This is a genomic window from Halomonas halocynthiae DSM 14573 (assembly GCF_000425725.1).
Lineage (GTDB): Bacteria > Pseudomonadota > Gammaproteobacteria > Pseudomonadales > Halomonadaceae > Halomonas > Halomonas halocynthiae.
On record NZ_AUDZ01000016.1, the window covers coordinates 23,960 to 47,833 of the forward strand.

Genomic DNA, 23,874 nt, shown 5'->3' on the forward strand with positions numbered 1-23,874 from the left:
TAATGAGCACTGAGATGGGGGCAATAATGGCTGACCCTTGTGCGGGGCTGAGGGTATATCGTGTTGGCGGTGCGGTGCGTGATGCGTTGCTTGGCTGGCCGGTCAAAGACACTGACTGGGTGGTGGTTGGAGCCACTGAAGGCGATATGCGGCGCCGGGGATTTCGTGCAGTGGGTAGGGATTTCCCCGTATTTTTGCATCCGTACAGCCAAGAAGAGTTTGCGCTGGCGCGTACCGAGCGCAAGTCTGGCCATGGTTATACGGGCTTTGTCGTTCATGCCAGTCCTGACGTCACTCTGGAGGAGGATCTCGCGCGCCGCGACTTGACCATCAACGCGATAGCTGAGTCTATTGATGGGCAGCGAGTGGACCCCTTCGGTGGGCAAGCTGACCTTAAGGCTCGGTGCTTGCGCCATGTTTCTCAGTCGTTTGTTGAGGACCCGTTGAGAGTGCTACGCACCGCTCGCTTTTTAGCGCGCTATGCAGAGTTAGGCTTTACTATCGCTGCAGATACCATGGCCTTGATGACTCAACTGTCCACCAGTGGTGAGTTGAAACATCTGGTGGCTGAGCGAGTCTGGGTGGAAACAGAAAAAGCACTGAATGAGCCTACGCCTGGTGTGTATTTTCGTACCCTTGAGCAATGCGGTGCTCTGGCTGTGCTGATGCCAGAACTGGTCCCCGAACTGGCGTCTGAGAAAGGCACTGTAGTGGCAGCGGAGCGGATGAAAAAGCTGCCCGAGTCACTAGGTGACATCGCTGTATGGCGCTGGGGGCGACTCGTTGAGGTGTTGGGGAGCGGCGAGCGTGGTGCGCTCGCTGAGCGACTTAAATTACCCAATACCTATCGGCAGGTGGGTGAGTTGCTTGCTGAGACGCGTAAGCTAACGCGCGGCGTGTTTGACAGGCCGAACGTTGCTGAGGCGATCATGAGCTGGCTGAATCATATTGATGCTTGGCGGCGTAGTGAGCGAGTTGTGCCGTTAATCGAGGTTATGACGCTGGACATGCCTGAGCTGGCAGCACAAGTTAATGTGGGTTGGCAGGCAGCCAGCGCGGTGCAGGCTAAGGCACTGGTTGATGAGGGCTTTAAAGGGAGTGAGCTGGGACGGGCGTTAAGCCGTCGCCGCTATCAAGTGCTGGTGACGGCGATAGAATCGATAAGCTAACCAGCTGGTTAACCTGTTTTTATGAGTCAGTTAACTGTGTTGAAATGTGTGGCAGGGCAACGTGCCATGTAAACGGCACTGGCCAAAGCTCCTGTGATCCGCCTAATGCAGGGTTGGCCTCGAAAGCCCGCCATAGCGAGGCATAACGTTGTTGAGTTAGCGGGTGGCATTGATTGGGTAGCAACTCCGCCAGTGGCTTAAGCACGAAAGCGTGGCGCAGTATATCGTTACGCGGTAACTCGATACCGTCATGTTGGCCAGTCAGTTTTCCGACGCTCAACACGTCGATATCCAGTGGTTGGATGATTGGTGCGTACTTGTTTGGCGCATGAGGCTGTCGTCCTTGTTTTGCTTCCAGCGCCTTAACGTGTGCCTGCAGCTCCCCGACCGGCCAATCAGAAACTAGAGCGACCACCAGGTTGTAGAAATTAGCACTAGTCTGGCCATGGCGGAGCCCGATGGGCTGGCTTTCATAAACCTGTGAAATGGACAGGTCGCCAAATGTTTCAGTCAATGTGTTCAAGCAGGCGGTGATGTTGAGCTTGCGTTGAACATTGCTGCCGATACTCAGAGTAACCAGTGCCATTAGTGATTCGCCAGACGCGTTCCGCGCTCGATGGTTACGCCCACGGCGCGGGCATTGGGAACGGCGCCAGGTTTGCGCACTGTGAGCTGTAGCCAGGCAATTCCAAACTCCTCTTGTAGCATGGCGGCTAGCCGCTCAGCGAAGGTTTCCACTAGGGCAAACGCATGCTGTTTGGCGAAGGCGTCAATGCGCTGGCTGATGGCAGCGTAGTCCAGTGTCAGGGAAAGGTCGTCGGTTTGGGCAGCAGAGCGGATATCGGTTGCCAATTGCAGGTCCAGAGACAGCGTTTGTGTGATAGTTCGCTCCCAGTCATATACGCCGATCACGGTGTCGACGTCGAGCGCTTCAATTAATACTCGGTCCATTACTTTGCTCCCCCTTCTGATTTAGTGATGAAAAAACACCGTATGATTGTACGTCAGCAGGCTGGTAGACGCAGGCGCGCTGTTGTCGCGTCGTTGGTGATGGCACACTGAGCCGGATCACTTGTTGAGGACCGCGCGTGGACGCCTATAACTATTGGCTGGTGCCACTGATAATAATGGGGTATGTCAGCGGCAGCTGGCTTGGCTCGGTGACGGTTTGTCGGCTAACTAACAAGCCGGACCCTCGCTACAGTGGCTCTTGCAACCCAGGTGCTTCCAATGTGCTGCGGTTATATGGCAAGCACTTGGCGTTAGCGACTTTGCTGATTGATGCGCTCAAAAGCTGGCCTGTGCTGATCATTGGCCTGGTGCTGAACCTGCCACCGTGGGGGCTTGGCTTGGTGGGTGTTAGTGTTCTGCTCGGCCATTGTTATCCGCAATGGAATCATTTTCGTGGTGGAAAGGCGGTGGCTAGCGCTTTTGGTGTCATGTTGTTGCTGGTGCCTGGTGTGGCGCTGCTGTGTGCAATGACCTGGGGGCTGCTGGCCTGGAAGGTGCGTACGGCAGCGGTGGCATCACTGGTTAGTGCAGCGCTGGCACCGCTGATTAGCCTATGGCTGGCACCAGACTACACTGCTGTAGTGGTGGTATTCGCACTGCTGGTGCTGGGGCGTCATGCCATTAATATTCGCCGCGTCAGGCGCGGCGAAGAACCTAGGCTTTAGTTCGCTGAGGCATCTTTTCCAGCGGGGGGATTAAGCTGCTCCATGGGCCAGCGCGGTACGGCCTGCATGATACCGAGCTGGTCGTGTTCGCCAGCTATCAGTCGTTGAGCACCAGCATAAGCAATCATCGCGCCGTTATCAGTGCAGAAGCGCCCCCGAGGATAGTAGGTTGTGGCGCTGCGTTTTCGCGCTTCCTGTTCTAGGCCTGCTCTCAAGCGGCGGTTGGCACTGACGCCACCTGCGACAACCAGCCGTGTCAGGCCGGTGGCATCCAGGGCTCGTCGACATTTGATCGCTAGCGTATCAACGACGGCGTCTTCGAAGGCGCGGGCGATGTCGGCGCGGGCTTGATCATCAAGCAGGCCGTCGGCCTCTAGTCTGCGAAGCGTTGTTAGCGTATGGGTTTTAAGGCCAGAGAAGCTGAAGTCCATGCCAGGGCGGTCGGTCATGGGGCGAGGGAAGCGCCAGCGTGTCGGATCGCCTTGCTCTGCTAAGGCTGCCACTAAGGGGCCACCAGGGTAGTCGAGCCCAAGCATTTTGGCCGTTTTGTCGAAGGCTTCGCCAGCAGCATCGTCCACAGACTCGCCAAGCAGCTGATAGCGTCCAATGCCGTCAACTCGCACCAGTTGGGTATGTCCGCCCGATACCAGTAACGCCACAAAAGGGAAGGCTGGCGCGTTTTCCTCTAGCATTGGTGCGAGTAGGTGGCCTTCCATGTGGTGAACGCCGAGTACGGGGATGTCTAGTGCTCGTGCCATGCTATGAGCGGTGCTGGCGCCAACCATTAGTGCGCCGACCAGTCCTGGTCCTGCGGTGTAGGCAATAGCGTCCAGCTCGTGGCGGGTGATTCGGGCTTCGTGAAGCACGTTTTCAATTAGCGGTAGCAAGCGCCGGGTGTGGTCTCGGGAGGCAAGCTCAGGTACTACGCCGCCGTATTCGGCATGCATGGCAACCTGGCTATGCAGGGCGTCGGCCACCAAGCCCCGTTCGGTGTCGAACAGGGCGACACCCGTTTCGTCGCAGGAGGTTTCTATTCCCAATACGCGCATGATCAGTGGCTCGGTTAGTCAAAGTAAGGCCAGTATTCTAACTGTTTTAGCGTGTCGACGGCAGTGATGTGACGATGGAATGATGTAAAAACGGTTTGCACCTATGCGCGCGCACGACTAGAATACGCTGCTCTGCAAGACTGGGTCGTACGCCCGCGGTACCGTCGTATTACGTTAGTCGCTATAAATGACTATTCAGATATGCGTTCGAATACCGCAAAGGAAGGCGTGCGTTCAAACCGAACTCAAGTTTTCCAAGGTAGGTGAGTGCTTAATGCCTTCTGTTAAAGTACGTGATAATGAACCGTTCGACGTCGCGCTGCGTCGCTTCAAGCGTTCCTGTGAAAAAGCAGGTGTGTTGTCTGAAGTCCGTCGTCGTGAGCAGTACGAAAAGCCCACGGCCGAGCGTAAGCGTAAGGCGGCAGCTGCTGTTAAGCGTCATGCTAAGAAACTTCAGCGTGAGCGCAAGCGTTTCGAACGGCTTTATTGATCCGTATATGGGTTGGCCTGTGATGAACAGGTCACCCCAGAGGGACGCCAAGCGGTCGCCATTAGGCGGCCGCTTGTTTTTTGGGCTTGGGCCCACTGATAGCAAGATATCGAGTTAATCGAATGGCCGGCCAGATACCTCAGCGCTTTATTGATGACCTGCTCGCTCGCGTTGATGTCGTCGAGGTAGTGGGTGAGCGTGTTACCTTGAAAAAGTCTGGGCGCAATCATTCCGGCCTATGTCCTTTTCATCAGGAAAAATCACCGTCGTTTACCGTGAGTGGTGACAAGCAGTTCTACCACTGCTTTGGCTGCGGCGCTAATGGCAATGCGCTGCGTTTCTTGATGGAATACGACAAGATGCGCTTTCCAGAAGCCGTGGAATATCTGGCTTCCCGGCTAGGGTTAGAGGTGCCGCGGGAAGGCGCTGATGATCCGCGAGCCCAGGCGCGTGAGCGCAAGCATAAAGAAGCGGTAAATTTGCTGGAGCTGGCTGGCAGCTTTTTTCGTGAGCGCTTGAAAATGCCCGAGGCGAATCAGGCTCGTGGCTACCTGGAGAAGAGGGGCTTGTCTGCAGAGGTGCAGCAGCTGTTTGGTGTGGGCTATGCCCCTGATGCCTGGGATGGCCTCAAACGCCACCTTGGTGAGCGAGGTATTGCTGAGGCGACTCAGGTGGAATACGGCTTGCTGGTTCAGCACGAAGAAAGTGGCCGCACCTATGACCGTTTTCGTGATCGCGTGGTATTTCCCATTCGCGATCTGCGTGGTCGCACCTTGGGGTTTGGTGGCAGAGTGCTGGGTGATGCCAAGCCCAAGTACCTGAACTCGCCAGAAACGCCGGTTTTCCATAAAGGGCGTGAATTATATGGCCTTTATGAGGCGCGCCAAGCGTTAGGGCGGCTTGATCGGTTGCTGATTGTTGAAGGTTATATGGATGTGCTGGCACTCGCGCAATTTGGCATCCATAACGTGGTTGCTACTCTGGGGACGGCCACCACTGAAGACCACCTTGCTCGGTTATTTCGTTTGGTACCGGACGTGGTGTTCTGCTTTGACGGTGATAGGGCTGGGCGTCAAGCGGCGGTTAAGGCAATGGAAACTGTCTTGCCGCTGATGATTGACGGGCGTCAGGCGCGCTTCCTGTTCCTGCCTGAGGGTGAGGACCCGGACACTATAGTGCGTGGTGAGGGGGCCGCAGCGTTTGAAGAGCGGGTTGAGTGTGCTAGCCCGTTATCTGAGTTTCTGTTTGAGCAGGCAGCACAAGGGCGGGACTTGGGGCATCTCGAGGAGCGTGAGCGTTATGCTACTCAGGTGCTGACGGCAGTGGATCGTTTGCCGGAAGGTGTTCTCAAGTCGATTCTTTTGACGGAGCTATCGCGACGTACTGGGGTTGATGTCGCGAGGTTTCAATCGCTGCTGGAGAAGGGAGCAGAAAAGGCGGGAATGGCCGCTGATGCCACGAATCGCGCCACTGTCCAGTCTAATGACCCGCCAGCGGTTGCAGGCACTTCCCGAGCGGGGAAGTTGGCGCTTGATCAGATGGGGCGTACATTGCAGTTGCTCGTGCATGAACCCGGTCTTGTGGAGCGCCTTCCTGATAGCGATGACTGGTGTGATCAAGATGACCCAGATGCCAGCCTATGTCGCGAAGTGGTAAAGCTGCTTAAGGCGGGGCGTTATCGCAATTCTCAGGTGCTTCTGGCGCACTTTCTTGGCACGCCAGAAGGTGAGCGGCTGGCAGCACTGGCGAGTCAGGCGCCGCTGGTGCCTGCTGGGCTGCGTGGAACAGAGCTAGACAACTGGGTCGCTTATTTTCAGCGCCATCAGCGTAAGCGCTCGCCGCGAGAAGCGTACGATAGTTTGCTTGAGCGCGCGCGTAATGGTGAGGCGTTGAGTAAAGAGGAGCGACAGCACCTGATGCAGTTATTGGCCGAACTGAAAAAATGATTTTTCGGTAAATGGCTGCTCAAGGGGTTGAAATCACCAATAATGGCAGCATATAGCAATAAGATGCGTCAATAGGCGCAACCTGACAAACTACCATACCTGGCTGAGTGTGAAAACACTCAAACTGGCGCGATGATGATAGCTTCCGCTATACTGTCGCGCTTGTTGAGTTCTACAATACTTTAGTCAGTGCTTCATTCTTCTTCGTCGAGATAGGGTTTCTATGGCTGGAAATGCGCAGCAACAGTCGCGTCTGAAGGAGTTGATCGCGCGCGGCAAAGAGCAGGGTTACCTGACCTATGCCGAAGTCAACGATCATCTACCCGAGGATATCGCCGACCCCGATCAGGTGGAAGACATCATTGGCATGATCAACGACATGGGTATCAAAGTCGTTGAGGTTGCTCCTGATGAAGACACCCTGATGATGTCTGACAATTCCACCGATGATTCGGCAGCCGAAGAGGCCGTTGCGGCGCTGGCTGCGGTGGAAAATGATGTTGGACGTACCACCGACCCAGTGCGCATGTATATGCGTGAAATGGGCACGGTAGACCTTTTGACCCGCGAAGGCGAGATTGAAATTGCCAAACGGATCGAAGAAGGGATTCGTGAGGTCATGGCTGCGCTGGCTTATGTGCCTGGCGCAGTAGAATCGATTCTTGAGGCTTACGACGCAACTCAGGATGAAGAAGCGCCTGGACGCCTGACCGATCTGTTTTCAGGATTTATTGATCCAGATGAAGGAACGCCGGGCGTTGCTGAAGCTGACGAGTCTGAGCTGGAAATTAGTGCTGATGATGACATCGTCGGTGATGACGACGACGGTGAGGGTGACGAAGATGATGAGGCGCCAGCAGGCGGCCCTGATCCTGAGGAGACCCGCGCGCGCTTCGAACAGATTCGTGAAGAGCTTAAGTTGACCCAGGCGGTTATTGAGGCGCATGGTCGTCATAGTAAAGAAGCTCAGGTTGAGTTGGAGCGGTTGGCCGAGCTGTTCTCGCCAATCAAGTTGGTGCCTAAGCACTTTGAGCGCTTGGTGGGCCAGATACGTATTAGTGTAGAGCAGGTGCGTCTGCAAGAGCGTGCGGTGCTGCAGATTTGTACAAAAAAGGCTCGGGTGCCGCGCAGAACATTTATCAAAGCATTCCCTGGTAATGAAGCGCGTCAGGAATGGCTTGACGAATTCGTTGCCGAGAACAGCCGTTATGCTGAGCGGCTATTGCCGTTCAAAGCAGATATTCAGCGTGCGCAGCGTAAGGTGGCCTTTGAAGAAGACATGGTCAGCTTGCCGGTAGGCGAGATTAAGGAGATTAATCGTCGTTTATCGATTGGTGAAGCCAAGTCGCGTCGCGCCAAGAAGGAAATGGTTGAGGCTAACCTGCGTTTGGTTATCTCAATTGCCAAGAAGTATACCAACCGTGGGCTGCAGTTCCTGGACCTGATTCAGGAAGGTAATATTGGCCTGATGAAGGCGGTTGATAAGTTTGAGTATCGTCGCGGTTACAAGTTCTCGACATATGCGACCTGGTGGATTCGCCAGGCGATTACTCGCTCGATTGCTGATCAGGCGCGTACGATTCGTATCCCCGTTCACATGATTGAGACCATTAATAAGCTCAATCGTGTTGCGCGCCAGATGCTTCAGGAAATGGGGCGTGAGCCCACTCCAGAAGAGTTGGGTGAGCGTCTTGAGATGACTGAGGACCGGGTGCGGAAGGTGCTTAAGATTGCCAAAGAGCCGATCTCCATGGAGACGCCAATAGGTGACGATGACGACTCGCATTTAGGCGACTTCATTGAAGATGCGACCGTGCTGATGCCAATGGACTCAGCCACCGATGAAGGGTTGATTGAGGCGACGCGTAACGTGCTGGGTGGGTTGACTGCGCGTGAGGCTAAAGTGCTGCGTATGCGCTTTGGTATCGATATGAATACTGATCATACGTTGGAAGAAGTCGGCAAGCAGTTCGACGTAACCCGTGAGCGTATTCGTCAGATTGAGGCCAAGGCGCTGCGCAAGCTTCGTCATCCGTCTCGTTCTGAGCCATTGCGCTCATTTCTTGATGAGTAACAGCGGCTAGATGGTGTTCTGACGCCTTTGTTTCGTTGATAAAAACGCCCGCAAAGCATCGCTTTGCGGGCGTTTTTTCTGTTGTTTCTTTCCTACTGAGGGTCGTGCGCTTAGCCACGGGCGACTTCCTCTACTAGCCAATCATGTACGGCACGTATGCGTCGATCGTCCAGTGCCCCTGGTGCGTGCACGATGCCGTAGTGCATGCCGGTGGGTATTTGCTGGCTGAAAGGCGCGGTTAGGCGACCGCTGTTGAGTTCGTCGCGAATCAGCGTCAGGCGGGCAATGGCGACACCCATTCCGGCAATAGCCGCTTCCATGGTTAGGTGGTTGCGGTTGAACGTATAGCCCCTGCGGACGTTGGTCTGTGGAGCGTCGATGGCGCTCAGGTAGCGCTCCCATTCAGCATAGTCATGGCTACCGCGCCAAGCAGTGATGTCGTGAAGTAGCGGATACCAAGCTAGGTTTTCAGGATCGCGTAGCGAAGGGCGGTCTTTGAGTAGCCCTGGGGCGCAAACTGGAAAGATGACTTCTTCCATTAGAGGCGTAATTGAAAAGCCAGAGTAATGGCCGTCATTGAGGTCAAGTGCGAGGTCAAAGTCTCCCTCGCGCAGCGACACACTGCTGTCCTCGGCGCGAATGTGCAGCTCTATTTCGGGAAAGCGTGCCTGTAGGCGCGGTAAGCGCGGGGCTAGCCATTTGTACAGAAACGAAGGGACTGAGCGTAGGCGGACTACGCCACTCATTACCCCACTTTTCAGGCGTCGGACTTCTGTGCCGACGGCTTGGTAGGCATTTTCTACGACATCGGCTAAACGTCGCCCCTCCTCTGTCAGTGCCAGCTGCCTTGGCAGACGACGAAATAGCTTGAAGCCAAGCTGGTCCTCTAGCTGCTTAACTTGCTGGCTAACGGCTCCAGTCGTCACATGGAGCTCTTCGGCTGCCCGAGTGAAAGACAGGTGACGAGCGCTAACAGAGAAGACTTTTAGCCAAGCATGGGTTTTGGCGGTAACAATTCGGCTCATGGTTTAGAAATTCTATAAGCTGGGACAGAAACTATCGATTGATGGTAAAGCGTGATCACGCCAGCATGGGCTCAAGTCAAATTTTAACTATAACAGAAGAAATAATGTTTTAGCCTGGCTATTGCAGTGTGTGATGACGTTGACATGGCGCCCCAGGCATTTGGCATTAAACAGAGGTTTTCATGGCTATCAGTGTTTTTGATCTCTTCAAGGTCGGCATCGGCCCATCCAGCTCTCACACAGTGGGACCAATGCGTGCGGCGTTTGATTTTGTCCAATTGTTGCGAAAGCGTGATCAGCTTGAGCGAGTGGCGCGTATTGAGGTTTGTCTTCATGGATCACTGTCATCGACGGGTAAGGGGCACAATACCGACACGGCGGTAGTTATGGGGCTGATGGGTGAGCAGCCGGACACCATTGATCCGGCAATTGTGTTGCCGTGTATTGAAGAGCTGAAGGAGTCCGGCACCCTGATGTTAGACGGTCATTTGCCGATACCTTTTCTGTGGTCGCGTGACTTGCAGTGGAACGACGAAAGCCTCGCCTACCACCCTAATGCGATGACATTGGTGGCGTATTCACATGCTGACGAGTTGTGCCGCAAGGTGTTTTATTCGGTAGGCGGAGGCTTTGTGGTCGACGAGGACCAGGCCGCTGAGGGTGCGCTGGATGCTGACGACACGGTGTTGCCTTATGATTTCAATAGCGGTAACGAACTGCTGGCGATGTGTCAGGAGGCGGGGTTAAGCGTTAGCGAACTGATGATGGAAAATGAAAAAGTCTGGCGCAGCGAGACAGAAATTCGCGCTGAACTGTGGCGCATATGGGGTGTTATGCAGGCATGCGTAGCGCAAGGTTTTAAGGGTGAAGGTGTGCTGCCTGGTGGGCTTAATGTCAAGCGGCGTGCGGCAGAGTTGCAACGGCGCTTAGTCGCAGTGGAATGTGATGACAGTTTGATCTCAACAACGTTTTCGGCCATGGACTGGGTCAATGCGTTTGCTTTGGCCGTTAATGAAGAAAATGCGGCGGGTGGCCGTATGGTGACAGCTCCAACCAATGGGGCCGCGGGTATTATTCCTGCCGTATTGCACTATTACATGAAGTTTCAGAAGGGGGCGGATGAAAGATGCGTGGCTAATTTTTTATTGGCCGCAGCAGCCGTTGGTATTCTGTGTAAAAAGAATGCCTCGATTTCTGGAGCTGAAGTTGGATGTCAGGGTGAGGTCGGTTCAGCATGTGCTATGGCGGCGGCTGGGCTGACCGAGGTATTAGGCGGTTCTCCTGCGCAGGTAGCAAATGCCGCTGAGATCGGTCTTGAGCATAATCTTGGTTTAACCTGCGACCCGGTCGGTGGCTTGGTGCAAGTGCCTTGTATTGAGCGCAACGCCATTGCATCGGTTAAGGCAATCAATGCGACCCAGTTGGCGCTGCGTGGCAATGGTGAGCATTTTGTTTCGTTAGATCAGGCGATTCGCACCATGCGTGATACGGGAGCAGATATGCAGGAAAAATATAAGGAAACGTCCAAAGGGGGGTTGGCGGTTAATGTGATCGCCTGTTGAGTTGTTCACTGACCGATGTCTCTAGGTCGGCTCTGCTAAGCATGAGGTTTTGCTTGGAGAAGCGCGCGTCGCATTTGCGGCGCGTTTTTTTTGTGGCTATTCAGGCTCATGGCAGCAGTAGATAGAAAATTCTCTAGCCCATTGGTCGAGTGCTGTGGTCAAACAGTTGCTCTGTTTGTCATCGTCCTCTAGTTTACGTTAACGTAAGGCTTGGCTTTTTGCCGTCCCACAACAACAATGAAACGTATGACGGATCGCCACGGCGGTTCCGAGAGGATGCCACATGACCCAGGAGTTCATGCTTGAGACGCGTGGTCTGACCAAGGAATTTCGCGGCTTTACCGCCGTGGACAGTGTCGACCTGAAAGTACAGAAAGGACATGTCCATGCCCTGATCGGCCCTAATGGGGCCGGTAAGACAACAGTATTCAACTTGTTGACCAAGTTCCTGCCACCTACCCGAGGCGAGATTCTCTATCGCGGTAAGGCAATCACTGGGCTTAAGGCCAATCAGATTGCCCAGCAAGGATTGGTGCGTTCTTTTCAGATATCGGCAGTGTTTGCCAATATGACTGCCATGGAAAACGTACGCGTGGCGCTGCAGCGCCCCATGGGAACCTCGTTTCATTTCTGGAAGTCTGAACGTTCGCTTGACCACCTTAATGATCGCGCCATCGAGCTGCTCGAAGAGGTTGGCTTGGCTGAGTATGCCGATGTGTTGACGGTAGAAATGCCCTACGGGCGTAAGCGTGCGTTAGAGGTGGCAACCACCTTGGCGATGGACCCAGTCATGATGCTGCTTGATGAACCCACGCAGGGAATGGGCGCTGAGGATGTGGATCGTATCGTCGAGCTGGTTCGGCGTGTGGCCAAAGGGCGAACTGTGTTGATGGTGGAGCACAACCTCAGCGTGGTGAGTCGGCTGTGTGATCGTATTACCGTACTTGCCCGTGGCAGCGTGTTATCTGAAGGGAACTACCAGCAGGTATCCCAGGACCCGCTGGTGCGTGAGGCATACATGGGAACGGATGTTGACGAGGAGGCCAGCGCATGAAAACAGTTGCCGAGGTCGCTCCTGAGTTCCGTGACAGCCTAGGTGGAGAGATGCTGCGTATCCGCGATTTGCACGCCTATTACGGGGAATCACACATTCTGCATGGTGTTGATTTTGACGTGAGGCGTGGGGAGTTGGTGACATTGCTTGGCCGCAATGGAGCTGGGCGCAGCACTACGCTCAAAGCCATCATGAATATGGTCGGGCGGCGTACGGGGTCGATCACCATCAATGGTAATGAGACATTGGGCATGAAGCCTCATCGCATTCCTCGCCTGGGAATTGGCTATTGCCCTGAAGAGCGAGGCATTTTTGCCAGTCTTGATGTCGAAGAGAACTTGTTGCTACCGCCTACAGTGCGTTCAGGCGGAATGAGCCTGGATGAAATTTACACGATGTTTCCTAACCTTTATGAGCGTCGGCGTAGCCAAGGTACCAAGCTTTCCGGCGGTGAACAGCAGATGTTGGCGTTGGCTCGTATTCTTCGCACTGGCGCACGTTTGCTGCTGCTTGATGAAATCACCGAAGGTCTGGCACCTGTGATTAATCAAACGCTGGGTGAGGTGCTAATGACACTTAAAGAGCGGGGCATGACTATTGTGCTGGTCGAGCAGAATTTCCGCTTTGCCGCACCACTGGCTGACCGGCACTTTGTGATGGAGCATGGACGGATTATTGAGGAAATTTCCGCCGCTGAACTGCCGTCTCAGCGAGAGCACCTAAATACGTTACTCGGCGTCTGAGTGAGCTTAGAGCGCGTGACTCTGAGTACTTATGATGTTTGCAACGCGTTATCGCACTATCTATAACAATAGTAACAATAGCCCATACAGGGTAATAGGAGCGTTACATGACGTTTATCAGGAAAACTTTGACCAGCAGCATTGCCATTGCCGCCACTACCTTGATGGCAAGCGGCGCTCAGGCTGATATGAGCGATAATGAAGTGCGCATTGGTTATCTGGCCGATATGTCAGGCAGCTATCGTGACTTAGCGGGCCCTGGTGGTTTAGAAGCACTGAAAATGGCGATTGAGGATTTCGGTGGTAGCGTTAATGGGGTACCAATTGAAGTTTTCAGTGCTGACGATCGTAACAGTGCTGACGTGGGGGCCAGTACCGTACGCGAGTGGCTTGATGAGCGTAACGTCGACATGGTGTCAGGCTTGGTGGCGTCGTCGGTATCTCTCGCTGCTCTGAAGGTGGTTGAAGAGAAAAATGGCCTGGCGATTGTTTCTGGCTCTGCCGCCTCTAGTATCACCAATGAACACTGCGCGCCGACCCACATCCACTGGGTCTACGACACGTACCCTATGGCTAATGCCACAGCTAAAGCCGTCGTTGAGCAGGGGGGCGACAGTTGGTTTTTGCTGACTGCTGACTACGCCTTTGGTCATGCAATGGAGAAAGATGTTACGGAAGTCGTGGAAGAGAGTGGCGGTACCATTGTCGACAGTGTGCGTCACCCGTTCCCTACCAATGATTTCTCGTCATATATTCTTCAGGCACAAGGTTCAGGTGCCAAGGTTGTTGGGCTTGCCAATGCCGGCGCTGATACAGTCAATGCGATCAACACGGCTAGTCAGTTCGGCTTAGTCCAGTCGGGCCAGCAACTGGCGGGCCTGATTGTGTTCCTTAACGATATTTACGCCATGGGTCTAGACGCCACGCAAGGTCTGCTGTTGACGACGGGCTGGTACTGGAACATGGATGACGAAAGCCGTGAATGGGCTGAGCGGTATTATGAGCGTATGGGCAGCATGCCCGGTATGGTCCATGCGGGCATCTACTCTAGTACCACCCACTACCTGAATACCGTGGCCGAGCTGGGCAGTGATGACCCTGTGGCGGTGCGTAAAGCGATGGCCGAAAACCCGATTAATGACTTTTTTGCCCGCAATGGACGCATTCGTGAAGACGGCCGCATGGTCCACGATATGTACTTGGTAAAGGTGAAGTCGCCGGAAGAATCGACTCATGACTGGGATCTTTATGAAGTGCTTTCGACTATTCCCGCAGAAGAAGCCTTCCGTCCGCTCTCTGAGAGCGAGTGCAAGCTAGTCAACAACTGATTTTGCAACCCATGAGCGGCGGCACATGCCGCTGCTTGTGTGACGGGAGATGCCTGAAATGACAATGATATTTGGGGTGCCCCTAGCGGTATTCATGGGGCAGCTGATGCTAGGGCTGATTAATGGCGCTTTCTACGCGTTGCTAAGCCTAGGCTTGGCGGTGATCTTTGGGCTGTTGAAAATCATCAACTTTGCCCACGGTGCCATGTATATGCTGGGCGCTTTCACAACCTTGCTGGGAATGAACTATCTAGGCATCAACTACTGGGCGGCTTTGATTATTACGCCGTTGATCGTTGGTCTGTTCGGTATGCTGATTGAACGGGTGTTGCTGCGGCGTATCGCGCATTTGGACCACCTTTACGGTCTGTTGCTGACGTTTGGGCTGGCGCTGATCTTTGAAGGAACACTGGTTAATTTCTTTGGTGTTTCCGGAGCACGTTACCCAACCCCAGAAGCTTTGCAGGGTGGTTTTAAGCTAGGTTTCATGTTCCTGCCAACTTACCGCGCCTGGGTGTTAGGTGCTGCACTGGTGGTTTGCCTGTTCACTTGGTACATGATTGAGCGTACCCGCCTTGGTGCTTACCTGCGAGCGGGCACAGAAAACCCTGCGTTAATGCAAGCCTTTGGCGTCAATGTTCCGCTACTGATTACGCTAACCTATGGTTTTGGTGTGGCGTTGGCGGCTTTCGCTGGCGTGTTGGCGGCGCCGCTTTATCCGGTGTCGCCTACGATGGGCTCTAATTTGCTGATCGTAGTTTTCGCCGTTGTCGTGATTGGTGGAATGGGCTCTATCATTGGTGCAGTACTGACCGGCCTGGGGATGGGGCTGATAGAAGGGCTAACCAAGGTCTATTATCCAGAAGCAGCCAGTACCGTGATTTTTGTTGTCATGATCCTGGTGCTGCTCATTCGACCCGCCGGCCTGTTCGGTAAGGAGGCTTGATGATGGCGAATTCTCAGACATTAACCCCTTCCATGAAACGTCAGCGACGTGCGGGTATGCGCCGTTATGCGCTTTATGCGTTACTTATTGGTGTCGGCCTGGTCGCCCCTTTCGTTGCCTACCCTGTATTTTTAATGAAGGTGCTGTGTTTTGCGTTGTTTGCCTGCGCCTTTAATTTATTGCTTGGTTATGCGGGCCTGCTGTCTTTTGGCCATGCGGCATTTTTGTCGACAGGCGGGTATGTCACAGGTTATCTGCTTTCGAGCTACCCAGGTATTACGCCTGAGCTGGGCATACTGGCTGGTACGTTAGCCGGGCTGGTGCTGGGCGGCGTGTTTGGGGTTCTGTCAATCCGTCGTCAAGGCATTTATTTTGCCATGGTCACTTTGGCCTTGGCCCAGCTGATGTTCTTTGTCTATGTTCAGGCGCCTTTTACTGGAGGCGAAGATGGCTTGCACGGTGTGCCGCGTGGTGATTTGTTTGGTGTGATTAGCCTGAATAGCAACTTGTCGATGTATTACTTTGTATTTGCGGTGTTTCTGATTGGTTTTGCTGTCATTCAGCGCGCAGTACATTCACCGTTCGGCCAGGTGCTTAAAGCGATTCGCGAGAACGAGCCGCGCGCTGTATCGCTGGGCTATAATGTGGACGCTTACAAATTAGTGGCCTTCATCATATCCGCGGGATTGGCGGCACTGGCTGGTTCGACAAAGACAATCGTCTTTCAACTGGCATCGCTGACAGATGCCAGCTGGCATATGTCGGGCGAAGTAATCTTGATGACACTTTTGGGCGGAGTGGGTACGCTATTTGGTCCTGCGCTAGGAGCCGGCTTGGTTGTTAGTCTTCAGCATTTACTGTCGCAGTCGCCACTAGGCAATTGGGTTAGCGTAGTGCTCGGTATCATTTTTGTGGTCTGTGTCTTGGCATTCCGTAGTGGGATTGTTGGTGAGATTAATAAAATGGTGCGGAAAAACTTCAAATAGCCCTGTCTGTATCGTATGAGGTATTGGTGTTTTTCGCTGATTTATTGTGGGATTCAAGTAAAAAATGACAAAGAGTGCTCATTAACGCTGGGCGCTCTTTGTTATTGTGATTTGGAGATGGGCAGGGAGTGCGCAATGCGCTCCACAAGAAAGTCGATAAATTGACGAACTTTTGGGGAGCGGTGTCGATGGTGTGGGTAGACAGCCCAGACACCCGTATCGCTATGGCGATAGCTATCAAGAACGCTGAGCAGCTGGCCACTGGCTAAGTATGTGTCGACATAGTCGCCGGGCAGCTGAGCCATGCCAAGCCCTTTGAGTGTCGCATCCAGCAGAGCCGCTCCTGAATTGCCTTGCAGGGGACCATCGACGCGAACGTCACGTCGTACGCCTTCGACATCGAAGCGCCAGTGAGGGCGCGACCCCACTAAACAGCGATGGCGGGAAAGCTCCGATAGCGTATGTGGTTGGCCATAATGAGTGAAGTAGTCGGGTGAGCCCACAATATATTCGCGTCGTTCACATAGGCGCCGTGCAATCAATGTTGAATTATTCATGGCTCCCATGCGAATAGCAATGTCGAAGCCTTCATCGATAATATCTACTTGGCGGTTAGTTAAGTGAAGTCGCACGCTTAACTGTGGGTGCAACTGCATGAAGTCATTAACCAAAGGGGCAATGAAGCGTTCGCCAAAGGTAGTTGCTGAGGTTAGGCTAAGTAACCCTATGGGTTGCTCTTGCAGTTCTTTAACGGCGGCTTCAGCCTCGGAAAACGCCTCAAACAAATGGTGGCAGCGCTGATAATAAAGTTCGCCAGCCTCGGTCAAGCGTATGCGTCGAGTGGTACGGTAGAGCAGAGTGATGCCCAAATGATTTTCCAGCTGACTGACCAGCCGGCTGACATGGGAGCTGGAAACCTTAAGGTGCTCAGCTGCTGCATTGAACGCGCCATGGCGTACCACCTCGACAAACGCTTCAATGCGATCCCATCGTTGCATGGCTAGATTCCTTGATTGTTGCTGGTTGGCAATAATGTGATGTGTTTGATGCAGTTTATCCCAATGCGGAATATTGCGTAGACTGTGGCAAGTTAATCAACCAAAGGATCGCGCTATGAAATCACGCGCCGCTATCGCGTTAGAAGCCGGTAAGCCATTAGAGCTGGCTGAAATTAATGTTGAAGGCCCCAGGGCGGGTGAAGCCTTGGTACGTATGGCTGCAACGAGTGTTTGCCATACCGATGCCTACACGCTTTCCGGCACTGACCCAGAAGGCCTGTTCCCTTCAGTGCTTGGCCATGAAGGGGCGGGGATTGTTGAGGAAGTGGGTGAGGGAGTGACGGGCTTGCGTCCAGGTGATCATGTCATCCCGTTATACACAGCTGAATGCCGTCAGTGTAAGTTCTGTTTGTCTGGAAAAACGAATTTGTGCCAGTCAGTGCGTGCAACCCAAGGGAAAGGATTGATGCCCGACGGTACCAGCCGCTTTTCATTGGACGGCAAACCGCTGCACCATTATATGGGCTGCTCTACCTTCAGTGAGTATACGGTAGTGCCAGAGGTGTCATTGGCTGTTGTTTCACCTGAGGCGCCACTCGACAAAATTTGCCTGCTGGGGTGTGGTGTCACGACGGGGATCGGTGCGGTGCTGAACACGGCTAAGGTAGAGCCAGGGTCGACAGTTGCAGTTTTTGGACTGGGTGCCATTGGGCTGGCCGTCATTCAAGGGGCTGTTATGGCGAAGGCCGCCCGTATCATTGCCATTGACACTAACCCTGATAAGTTTGAGCTGGCTAGGCAGTTTGGGGCCACTGATTTCGTGAATCCCAAGGATCATGCCGGGACCATTCAAGAAATTATTGTTGATATGACCGATGGAGGCGTCGACTATTCTTTTGAGTGCATTGGTAATGTCAATGTAATGCGTTCAGCACTAGAGTGTTGCCACAAGGGGTGGGGCGAGTCGGTGGTTATTGGCGTAGCGGGCGCAGGAGAGGAAATCTCTACGCGGCCATTCCAACTGGTGACAGGGCGCGTTTGGAAGGGATCTGCCTTTGGTGGTGTGAAAGGGCGCAGTGAGCTGCCTGGCTATGTGGATCGTTACATGAATGGCGAAATTAACATCGACGACTTCATTACCCATGACATGCCATTTGAGAAAATTAACGAAGCGTTTGACCTGTTACACCGTGGGGAAAGCATTCGTACCGTGCTGCACTATTGATGCGCGGACATCTGTATAACGTGGACTGTTGCGTTACGTTGTTGAGTGTTGAGTTAAGGAGAGTCGAGCATGACCATGACGGAACATATCGAGCTGGTCTCGGCCAACCGCAGCTTTGGTGGTTGGCATAAGCGTTATCGGCACCGCTCGCGGGCACTGGGTTGTGAGATGGTTTTTGCAATTTACTTACCACCCCAGGCTGAAACAGAGCGCGTTCCGTTGCTGTGGTGGTTGTCGGGGCTGACTTGTACCGATGCTAATTTTATGGAAAAAGCCGGTGCTCAGAAAATGGCAGCAGAGCTGGGCATCGCCATTGTTTGCCCAGATACCAGTCCACGGGGGCTAGACCTTCCCGGCGAAGATGACAGTTATGACTTTGGTTCAGGTGCCGGCTTTTACGTTAACGCGACCCAGGAACCCTGGAAAAGTCACTATCGTATGTATGACTATGTCGCTGACGAGCTTCCCTCGATAGTGCGCCAGCACTTTCCCGTCAACGGGCGAGAGTCGATCAGTGGCCACTCTATGGGTGGGCATGGGGCGTTGATTCTGGCACTGCGTCGACCAGGTCACTATCGCTCGGTATCGGCGTTTTCACCGGTGGTAAATCCGATTCACTGTCCGTGGGGGCGTAAGGCATTTATGGGCTACCTGGGTGAGGATGTTACTCAGTGGACTCAATATGACGCTTGTGAACTAGTGGCCAAAGGCGCATCGAGTCAGCCACTATTTATCGATCAAGGAGAAGCCGATAATTTCCTCGAAGAGCAGCTATGTCCTGAGCGTTTAGAGGCGGTATGTGCTGAGCACGACCACCCGCTAACACTGCGACGTCAGCCGGGTTACGATCATAGCTACTTCTTTATTGCCAGCTTTATCGACGACCACTTGCGTTATCATGCTGAGCGGTTATTTGCCTCTCGTTGAGTGTGTAAGCTGAGTTTGTATATTGCCCATCAGTTGGGTAGGTACGCGCCGCCTTCGGGCGGCGTGTTGCAGTTATCACTGGCGTGCTAGTATGACTGGCAGCTGGGGCTATGACGAGTGACTTGAAGCACGGCTCAATGTCCCTTTTTTTCTCATGGGCTCGCCGTCAGAGCTCGTCTGCCAGGTAAACTGTGATGAGCGCATTGATCAGGAAGATCGCGCGCTGGCTGATGTTAGCGCTGTTAGGCTGGGTGGCTTTTTCCGTGTTGGTGGTACTAATGCTGCGCGTTGTGCCGCTACCTTATTCCATGGTGATGCTGGAGCGTAAAGTGCAGTCGCTCATGGCGGGAGAGTGGGTGGCCCAGCAGCAGCAATGGCGACCACTCAGCGAGCTGTCCCCCAATGCACAATTAGCAGTGATTGCCTCTGAGGATCAGCGGTTTCCTTCGCATCGCGGCATCGACTTTATTGAGCTGCGGCGGGCCATTGTGGATGCTCGGCGGGGCGATAAATTGCGTGGCGCCAGCACGTTGTCACAGCAAACAGCCAAGAATGTTTTCTTGTGGACTGGGCGCAGCTGGGTTCGTAAGTTGCTGGAGGTTTGGTTTACTCTGTTGATTGAAGCCTTATGGTCTAAAGAGCGCATTCTTGAGGTTTATCTCAATATTGCTGAGTGGGATGACGGCGTTTTCGGACTGGAGGCGGCTGCCCAACATTACGTTGGTGTCAGCGCCGATCAGTTGAGTGCTGTGCAAGCCAGTCGGTTGGCCGCAATTTTGCCGAACCCGAGAGAGTGGAGCGCTTCGCACCCTTCCGCGTATGTTGAGCGCCGCGCGCAATGGATCCGCCAGCAGATGGATAACCTGGGTCAAGGGTATCTTAAGCGGCTCTAGAAGCTATAAGTCTGCAATAAAGCGTTTATTATAACTATTAAGGCCCCGGTAATGGTTGCCAGGGCCTTAATATATTGTGCTAAAGACGATAGTCGTCGCTCAGAACTTATGGCGCGATGCGGTTAAGCGCAGCAGTGAAGCCTGACAAAGAAAAGTCGAGATCGCGCTGCATGCCACTGGGGTCAATAAAGCTCAGTGTCGCAACGCTTCCGCCACGCAGGCGCTGGAGCAGTTCAGGCTGTGCGGGCAGGTCGGCACGGCAGCCACCTGGTTGGCAGCTCTGGTACGGGAAAGCGGCGGCTGCACTACCATCAACGGTCAGCTCAAGTCCTGGCGTAAGGATAACACCTAGCGGTACTAGGAAGGTTAACGCTGCGCCGTCAAACTGCTCAGGATACATGGCGACAACGCGCATTACCGGCTGGTTATCTGAAGGATTGTTGACCAGTTGTGACATCGCACAGCGGCCGCCATCGGTGGGGCACTCTACCTGCCAATCCTGAATCTGCTCTGTTGTTACATTGGTGTTGTTTGACTGAGCGAAAGCAGCAGGGAGTAGGCTGAATAGACCTAGGAGGCCGAGCAGGCTCAGGCGTTTTGCAAAACGGGTAGACATTAGAAGGTTGACTCCTTGGTGGTGAAACGAAACATACTAGCTCAACAGGTTAAACGTTTTATGAGCCAGTGTCTCAGGCCGAATGTTGCCGCTTACAATGCCTGTTTGTCTGACCTAGGTCGACCCCTTGAGGCCGAATAAAAGCAAGATAATTGTGAAAGAGAATGACATATGTGCTAGATCACGATGTTAGACAGTGCTATTGCGCACCCAGCTGTTACGGGGTGCATGCAACGAATCATGAGGTACGTATTACGCAGAGCTGAGTCAACTCGATCCAGCGACCTGCAGCCGGTTAAGGGGCCACCATGACACAAGCTATCACTAAGCCGTTGCGGGTATCGCCGGTGGACTCAACACCGATGTTATCGGTAGGTTTTGTCTTGCTTCACCGGTTTACTTTGCTGCCTTTTGCTGCCTTTGTCGACTGCTTGAGGTTAGCGGCGGACGAAGGGGACCGTAGCCGTCAGTTACGCTGCCACTGGGTGTTTATGACGGAAGCAGGAGAAAATGCCTTGTCCAGTTGTGGTGCGGCGATCACTCCGTGTCAGTCATTTCAGCCGGTTGAGATGTTTGATTATTTAGTCGTCATTGGTGGTGTACAGGACGGAGAGGGCCAGCTCGATCTGGCGACTCTTAGCTATCTTCGTGATGCCAGTCGACAAGGTGTGCCCCTGATTGGCCTGTGCACAGGGGTTTTTGCGTTGATTGAAGCAGGCTTGATGGCAGGCCGGCGTTGCTGTGTGAGCTGGTATCACCATGCGGATTTACGCCGGCGTTTCCCCGATGTTACACCAGTCGCTGACCGGCTTTATTTGGATGAAGGTGACCGGCTGAGTTGTGCCGGCGGCGCTGCTGCTGCTGATTTGGCGGCTTATTTGGTTGAGCGTCATTTAGGCAAAGCCTGGGCAATGAAGAGCCTGCATATCATGCAAATTGATGAGGTTCGTAGGGGGGAGTCTCCTCAGCCTCAGCCGGTAGTTTTTACTAAAGTTGAGGATCGCCAGGTGCGCCGAGCGATTTCCCTTCTGGAGCAGCACTTGGGGCAACCGATCAGTGTTGATGAGCTGGCCAAGCGTCTTGCTATTTCACGGCGTAGCCTTGAGCGCAAGTTTCAGGAAACGCTAGGCATGACACCCCAGCATTTTGCACGAGACCTGCGTCTGCGCTATGGACTTTGGTTGTTACACTATTCTCCCCATAGCATTACAGAAATAGGTGAACGCTGTGGTTTTTCTGATACGGCTCATTTCTCGCGCCATTTTCGTAAGGCTTTTGATATGACGCCCAGTGCTATGCGCCGCAAAGCAACAGAAGGCGATGCAGCGTTGGCGGACCCGTTTTTTTTGCACATTGAAGGTAAGACGCTCAGCTAGTGACTGGAGTACTTTTCTGGCTTAGCTGATGCGCTGTTTCTTTAGGGCGAGTTTTGTCGTATGAAGTGGCAATAATTTATTGAAATTTTTTCTTATCATTTTGATTTTTAGCTGATTTTTATTAAGCAAATGGAGACATTTGTCGTTGTCATTTGCCTTGGTATAGCGCTCTGTCGATAGTCATTAGGGACAGCCGGAGAACGCCGGGTCGAAAACATTCGACGGTCGCAAACACCTTAGGTAAGGAGAACAACATGCAGCTGCCATCACTCATTGAAATTCCTAATGGCGACAAGGTCGTCGGTTTGACGCTTCAAACGCGCCTGGTTTTCCCTTTCTGGCAACATCTGTTAGCCCCCTCCTCAATAGCCACTTTGTGTTGGCTGTTTTTATGCTGTGTCAGTGCTTGTTTCCTGTGTCGATTAGCGGCAAGCTCATGGCCATGACGCTTGCCTTTCGTGAGGGCAGCGTGCTGTGGTTATTTTTAATAGTCTAAGAGCATGGTTGTAAATAACTATAACTGATAATGATGAGTCGCTTCCTTCACTTTACTGGCTTGGTGTGGGTGGGCTGACATCAGGAGGAGCCCCATGACGGCTGTCCATGAGGAGTTGAATAACCTTGCTGCACCACAGACTTTAGGTTTTTTGCTCCTGGATAATTTTACGCTGATTTCACTGGCATCAGCGATTGGCCCGCTACGTATGGCTAACCAGTTGGCAGGGCGTAAGCTTTATCGTTGGCACACGTTAAGCTTAGATGGTGCTCCAGTTCATGCTAGTGATGGTCTGCATGTCACCCCTGATCTGGCGACATCGATGCCTGCAACGCTGGATACTGTCATCGTATGTGGTGGCGTTGCGCACCAGCGCAGTGTAAGGCCGGGTCATATCTCTTGGCTTCAATCGCAGGCGCGACGGTCGCGGCGTCTGGGTGCCGTATGCACAGGAAGCTGGGCTCTGGCTCAGGCAGGTTTGCTCGATGGGTATGAAGTCAGTACGCACTGGGAGTGCCTGCTTGCGATGCAGGAAGCGTTTCCAAAAGTGGCGTTGACCCATCGCCTTTTTTCCATTGATCGTGATCGTGTCACCTCGTCGGGAGGTACGGCTCCGTTAGATATGATGTTGACATTGATCAGTCGAGATCATGGGCATGAGCTAACAGCAGCAATTTCTGAGATGTTTGTATATGAACGGATGCGCGGAGAGCAGGATCAGCAGCGTATACCGCTGAAACATGTGCTAGGCACGACCCAACCCAAGCTGCTGGAAGCTGTTGCTTTGATGGAGGCAAACCTTGAGGAGCCCATCAGCCTCGATGAGCTAGCCAGTTACGTTCAGGTGTCTCGTCGGCAACTGGAGCGACTGTTCCAGAGTAATTTGAGCTGCACGCCGTCACGATATTATTTGAGATTGCGTCTGACGCGTGCGCGTCAATTGCTTAAGCAGACCTCTATGTCGATTATTGAAGTGGCCATGGTCTGCGGCTTTGTATCCACGCCGCATTTTTCCAAATGTTATCGCGAGTACTTTGGTATGCCGCCCAGAAATGAGCGTTTGAGGCATTCACAAGGCTGTGGGGCAGTGCGGGCAGATGAAAAGGTTGCGTCAATGTTAAAGAACTCTGCTTTTACGCCATTGATGAATGAGCCAGTATCAGCCGCCACGGATGCATTGAGCCAGGCTCAAGGCGAACCGACGTATGGCAGTGTACGGCTCGATTCGTAGGGAACTCGCTGGGTAGGGAAAAGTCGGCAAAGAGGGTTTTCGTGTCGTAATCTTGTCAGGTATG

At 53.4% G+C, this 23,874-nt stretch carries 22 protein-coding genes; 16 read left to right on the plus strand and 6 right to left on the minus strand.

Annotated elements, in window-relative coordinates; translation table 11 throughout:
• Positions 1-2: 2 nt before the first annotated feature.
• Positions 3-1,169 carry a tRNA nucleotidyltransferase/poly(A) polymerase-related protein gene (locus tag H616_RS0104040; protein ID WP_027966209.1) on the plus strand — a complete coding sequence of 389 codons (1,167 nt, stop codon included), beginning with the start codon at positions 3-5 and terminating at the stop codon, positions 1,167-1,169.
• A 19-nt stretch (positions 1,170-1,188) separates the two neighbouring features.
• Here H616_RS0104040 and folK read toward each other — a convergent pair whose 3' ends face one another.
• Both folK and folB read right to left on the minus strand, forming a co-directional pair.
• The gene (gene folK, locus H616_RS0104045; protein ID WP_027966210.1) at positions 1,189-1,755 is read right to left on the minus strand and encodes a 2-amino-4-hydroxy-6-hydroxymethyldihydropteridine diphosphokinase; all 567 of its coding nucleotides are present in this window, start codon (positions 1,753-1,755) and stop codon (positions 1,189-1,191) included.
• Positions 1,755-2,120 (minus strand): dihydroneopterin aldolase, encoded by a 366-nt coding sequence (gene folB, locus H616_RS0104050; RefSeq protein WP_027966211.1) that lies wholly within the window; start codon positions 2,118-2,120, stop codon positions 1,755-1,757. The genes folK and folB overlap by 1 nt, the downstream gene beginning before the upstream one ends.
• 161 nt (positions 2,121-2,281) lie before the next feature.
• Between folB and plsY the strand changes: the two genes are divergently transcribed.
• A complete protein-coding gene (gene plsY, locus H616_RS0104055) occupies positions 2,282-2,845 on the plus strand; it encodes a glycerol-3-phosphate 1-O-acyltransferase PlsY (RefSeq protein ID WP_027966212.1) in 564 nt (187 codons plus the stop codon).
• Here plsY and tsaD read toward each other — a convergent pair.
• Positions 2,842-3,894, minus strand: a complete 1,053-nt coding sequence (tsaD, locus tag H616_RS0104060; protein ID WP_027966213.1) for a tRNA (adenosine(37)-N6)-threonylcarbamoyltransferase complex transferase subunit TsaD — start codon at positions 3,892-3,894, stop codon at positions 2,842-2,844. The genes plsY and tsaD overlap by 4 nt on opposite strands.
• Positions 3,895-4,168: 274 nt before the next feature.
• Here tsaD and rpsU point away from each other — a divergent pair, with 274 nt between their 5' ends.
• From rpsU to rpoD, 3 genes are all read left to right on the plus strand, one after another.
• Entirely contained in the window at positions 4,169-4,384 is a 216-nt protein-coding gene (rpsU, locus tag H616_RS0104065; protein WP_013333229.1) for a 30S ribosomal protein S21, read from the plus strand.
• Positions 4,385-4,506: 122 nt separating this feature from the next.
• On the plus strand, positions 4,507-6,330 hold the full coding sequence (gene dnaG, locus H616_RS0104070) for a DNA primase (protein WP_027966214.1): 1,824 nt from the start codon (positions 4,507-4,509) through the stop codon (positions 6,328-6,330).
• Positions 6,331-6,553: 223 nt separating this feature from the next.
• Positions 6,554-8,404, plus strand: coding sequence for an RNA polymerase sigma factor RpoD (gene rpoD / locus H616_RS0104075; RefSeq protein ID WP_027966215.1), 1,851 nt, complete (start codon positions 6,554-6,556; stop codon positions 8,402-8,404).
• A 110-nt stretch (positions 8,405-8,514) separates the two neighbouring features.
• On the opposite strand, the gene H616_RS0104080 is transcribed toward rpoD, so the two are convergent.
• Positions 8,515-9,429 carry a LysR substrate-binding domain-containing protein gene (locus tag H616_RS0104080; RefSeq protein ID WP_027966216.1) on the minus strand — a complete coding sequence of 305 codons (915 nt, stop codon included), beginning with the start codon at positions 9,427-9,429 and terminating at the stop codon, positions 8,515-8,517.
• A gap of 182 nt (positions 9,430-9,611) precedes the next feature.
• Between H616_RS0104080 and H616_RS0104085 the strand changes: the two genes are divergently transcribed.
• From H616_RS0104085 to H616_RS0104110, 6 genes are all read left to right on the plus strand, one after another.
• Positions 9,612-10,991 carry an L-serine ammonia-lyase gene (locus H616_RS0104085; protein ID WP_027966217.1) on the plus strand — a complete coding sequence of 460 codons (1,380 nt, stop codon included), beginning with the start codon at positions 9,612-9,614 and terminating at the stop codon, positions 10,989-10,991.
• A 283-nt stretch (positions 10,992-11,274) separates the two neighbouring features.
• Positions 11,275-12,045: an ABC transporter ATP-binding protein gene (locus H616_RS0104090; RefSeq protein ID WP_027966218.1), complete on the plus strand. Its 771-nt coding sequence runs from the start codon at positions 11,275-11,277 to the stop codon at positions 12,043-12,045.
• Positions 12,042-12,788 (plus strand): ABC transporter ATP-binding protein, encoded by a 747-nt coding sequence (locus H616_RS0104095; protein WP_051233962.1) that lies wholly within the window; start codon positions 12,042-12,044, stop codon positions 12,786-12,788. Before H616_RS0104090 ends, H616_RS0104095 begins: the two co-directional genes overlap by 4 nt.
• A gap of 107 nt (positions 12,789-12,895) precedes the next feature.
• Entirely contained in the window at positions 12,896-14,116 is a 1,221-nt protein-coding gene (locus H616_RS0104100; RefSeq protein WP_027966220.1) for an ABC transporter substrate-binding protein, read from the plus strand.
• A 58-nt stretch (positions 14,117-14,174) separates the two neighbouring features.
• Positions 14,175-15,062, plus strand: coding sequence for a branched-chain amino acid ABC transporter permease (locus H616_RS0104105; protein WP_027966221.1), 888 nt, complete (start codon positions 14,175-14,177; stop codon positions 15,060-15,062).
• 2 nt (positions 15,063-15,064) lie between these two features.
• Entirely contained in the window at positions 15,065-16,048 is a 984-nt protein-coding gene (locus H616_RS0104110) for a branched-chain amino acid ABC transporter permease (RefSeq protein ID WP_027966222.1), read from the plus strand.
• Between the two features lie 101 nt (positions 16,049-16,149).
• On the opposite strand, the gene H616_RS0104115 is transcribed toward H616_RS0104110, so the two are convergent.
• Entirely contained in the window at positions 16,150-17,046 is an 897-nt protein-coding gene (locus H616_RS0104115; protein WP_027966223.1) for a LysR family transcriptional regulator, read from the minus strand.
• Between the two features lie 115 nt (positions 17,047-17,161).
• Between H616_RS0104115 and H616_RS0104120 the strand changes: the two genes are divergently transcribed.
• From H616_RS0104120 to mtgA, 3 genes are all read left to right on the plus strand, one after another.
• Entirely contained in the window at positions 17,162-18,271 is a 1,110-nt protein-coding gene (locus H616_RS0104120; RefSeq protein WP_027966224.1) for an S-(hydroxymethyl)glutathione dehydrogenase/class III alcohol dehydrogenase, read from the plus strand.
• 69 nt (positions 18,272-18,340) lie between these two features.
• The gene (gene fghA, locus H616_RS0104125) at positions 18,341-19,198 is read left to right on the plus strand and encodes an S-formylglutathione hydrolase (RefSeq protein ID WP_027966225.1); all 858 of its coding nucleotides are present in this window, start codon (positions 18,341-18,343) and stop codon (positions 19,196-19,198) included.
• Positions 19,199-19,392: 194 nt separating this feature from the next.
• On the plus strand, positions 19,393-20,091 hold the full coding sequence (gene mtgA, locus H616_RS0104130) for a monofunctional biosynthetic peptidoglycan transglycosylase (protein WP_156906414.1): 699 nt from the start codon (positions 19,393-19,395) through the stop codon (positions 20,089-20,091).
• A gap of 106 nt (positions 20,092-20,197) precedes the next feature.
• On the opposite strand, the gene H616_RS0104135 is transcribed toward mtgA, so the two are convergent.
• Entirely contained in the window at positions 20,198-20,707 is a 510-nt protein-coding gene (locus H616_RS0104135; RefSeq protein ID WP_027966227.1) for an invasion associated locus B family protein, read from the minus strand.
• Between the two features lie 308 nt (positions 20,708-21,015).
• Here H616_RS0104135 and H616_RS0104140 point away from each other — a divergent pair, with 308 nt between their 5' ends.
• Both H616_RS0104140 and gbdR read left to right on the plus strand, forming a co-directional pair.
• A complete protein-coding gene (locus tag H616_RS0104140) occupies positions 21,016-22,083 on the plus strand; it encodes a GlxA family transcriptional regulator (RefSeq protein ID WP_084155708.1) in 1,068 nt (355 codons plus the stop codon).
• A gap of 590 nt (positions 22,084-22,673) precedes the next feature.
• A complete protein-coding gene (gbdR, locus tag H616_RS0104150) occupies positions 22,674-23,810 on the plus strand; it encodes a choline metabolism transcriptional regulator GbdR (RefSeq protein WP_027966229.1) in 1,137 nt (378 codons plus the stop codon).
• Positions 23,811-23,874: the final 64 nt, after the last annotated feature.

Coding starts and splice junctions, on each gene's coding strand:
- fghA (WP_027966225.1), top strand. CDS start 18,341: ATGACCATGACGGAACATATCGAGCTGGTCTCGGCCAACCGCAGCTTT.
- dnaG (WP_027966214.1), top strand. CDS start 4,507: ATGGCCGGCCAGATACCTCAGCGCTTTATTGATGACCTGCTCGCTCGC.
- H616_RS0104095 (WP_051233962.1), top strand. CDS start 12,042: ATGAAAACAGTTGCCGAGGTCGCTCCTGAGTTCCGTGACAGCCTAGGT.
- folK (WP_027966210.1), bottom strand. CDS start 1,755: ATGGCACTGGTTACTCTGAGTATCGGCAGCAATGTTCAACGCAAGCTC.
- H616_RS0104040 (WP_027966209.1), top strand. CDS start 3: ATGAGCACTGAGATGGGGGCAATAATGGCTGACCCTTGTGCGGGGCTG.
- H616_RS0104120 (WP_027966224.1), top strand. CDS start 17,162: ATGAAATCACGCGCCGCTATCGCGTTAGAAGCCGGTAAGCCATTAGAG.
- mtgA (WP_156906414.1), top strand. CDS start 19,393: ATGAGCGCATTGATCAGGAAGATCGCGCGCTGGCTGATGTTAGCGCTG.
- H616_RS0104135 (WP_027966227.1), bottom strand. CDS start 20,707: ATGTCTACCCGTTTTGCAAAACGCCTGAGCCTGCTCGGCCTCCTAGGT.
- H616_RS0104140 (WP_084155708.1), top strand. CDS start 21,016: ATGACACAAGCTATCACTAAGCCGTTGCGGGTATCGCCGGTGGACTCA.
- rpoD (WP_027966215.1), top strand. CDS start 6,554: ATGGCTGGAAATGCGCAGCAACAGTCGCGTCTGAAGGAGTTGATCGCG.
- H616_RS0104100 (WP_027966220.1), top strand. CDS start 12,896: ATGACGTTTATCAGGAAAACTTTGACCAGCAGCATTGCCATTGCCGCC.
- H616_RS0104085 (WP_027966217.1), top strand. CDS start 9,612: ATGGCTATCAGTGTTTTTGATCTCTTCAAGGTCGGCATCGGCCCATCC.
- H616_RS0104105 (WP_027966221.1), top strand. CDS start 14,175: ATGACAATGATATTTGGGGTGCCCCTAGCGGTATTCATGGGGCAGCTG.
- rpsU (WP_013333229.1), top strand. CDS start 4,169: ATGCCTTCTGTTAAAGTACGTGATAATGAACCGTTCGACGTCGCGCTG.
- gbdR (WP_027966229.1), top strand. CDS start 22,674: ATGACGGCTGTCCATGAGGAGTTGAATAACCTTGCTGCACCACAGACT.
- H616_RS0104115 (WP_027966223.1), bottom strand. CDS start 17,046: ATGCAACGATGGGATCGCATTGAAGCGTTTGTCGAGGTGGTACGCCAT.
- H616_RS0104080 (WP_027966216.1), bottom strand. CDS start 9,429: ATGAGCCGAATTGTTACCGCCAAAACCCATGCTTGGCTAAAAGTCTTC.
- H616_RS0104110 (WP_027966222.1), top strand. CDS start 15,065: ATGGCGAATTCTCAGACATTAACCCCTTCCATGAAACGTCAGCGACGT.
- folB (WP_027966211.1), bottom strand. CDS start 2,120: ATGGACCGAGTATTAATTGAAGCGCTCGACGTCGACACCGTGATCGGC.
- tsaD (WP_027966213.1), bottom strand. CDS start 3,894: ATGCGCGTATTGGGAATAGAAACCTCCTGCGACGAAACGGGTGTCGCC.
- H616_RS0104090 (WP_027966218.1), top strand. CDS start 11,275: ATGACCCAGGAGTTCATGCTTGAGACGCGTGGTCTGACCAAGGAATTT.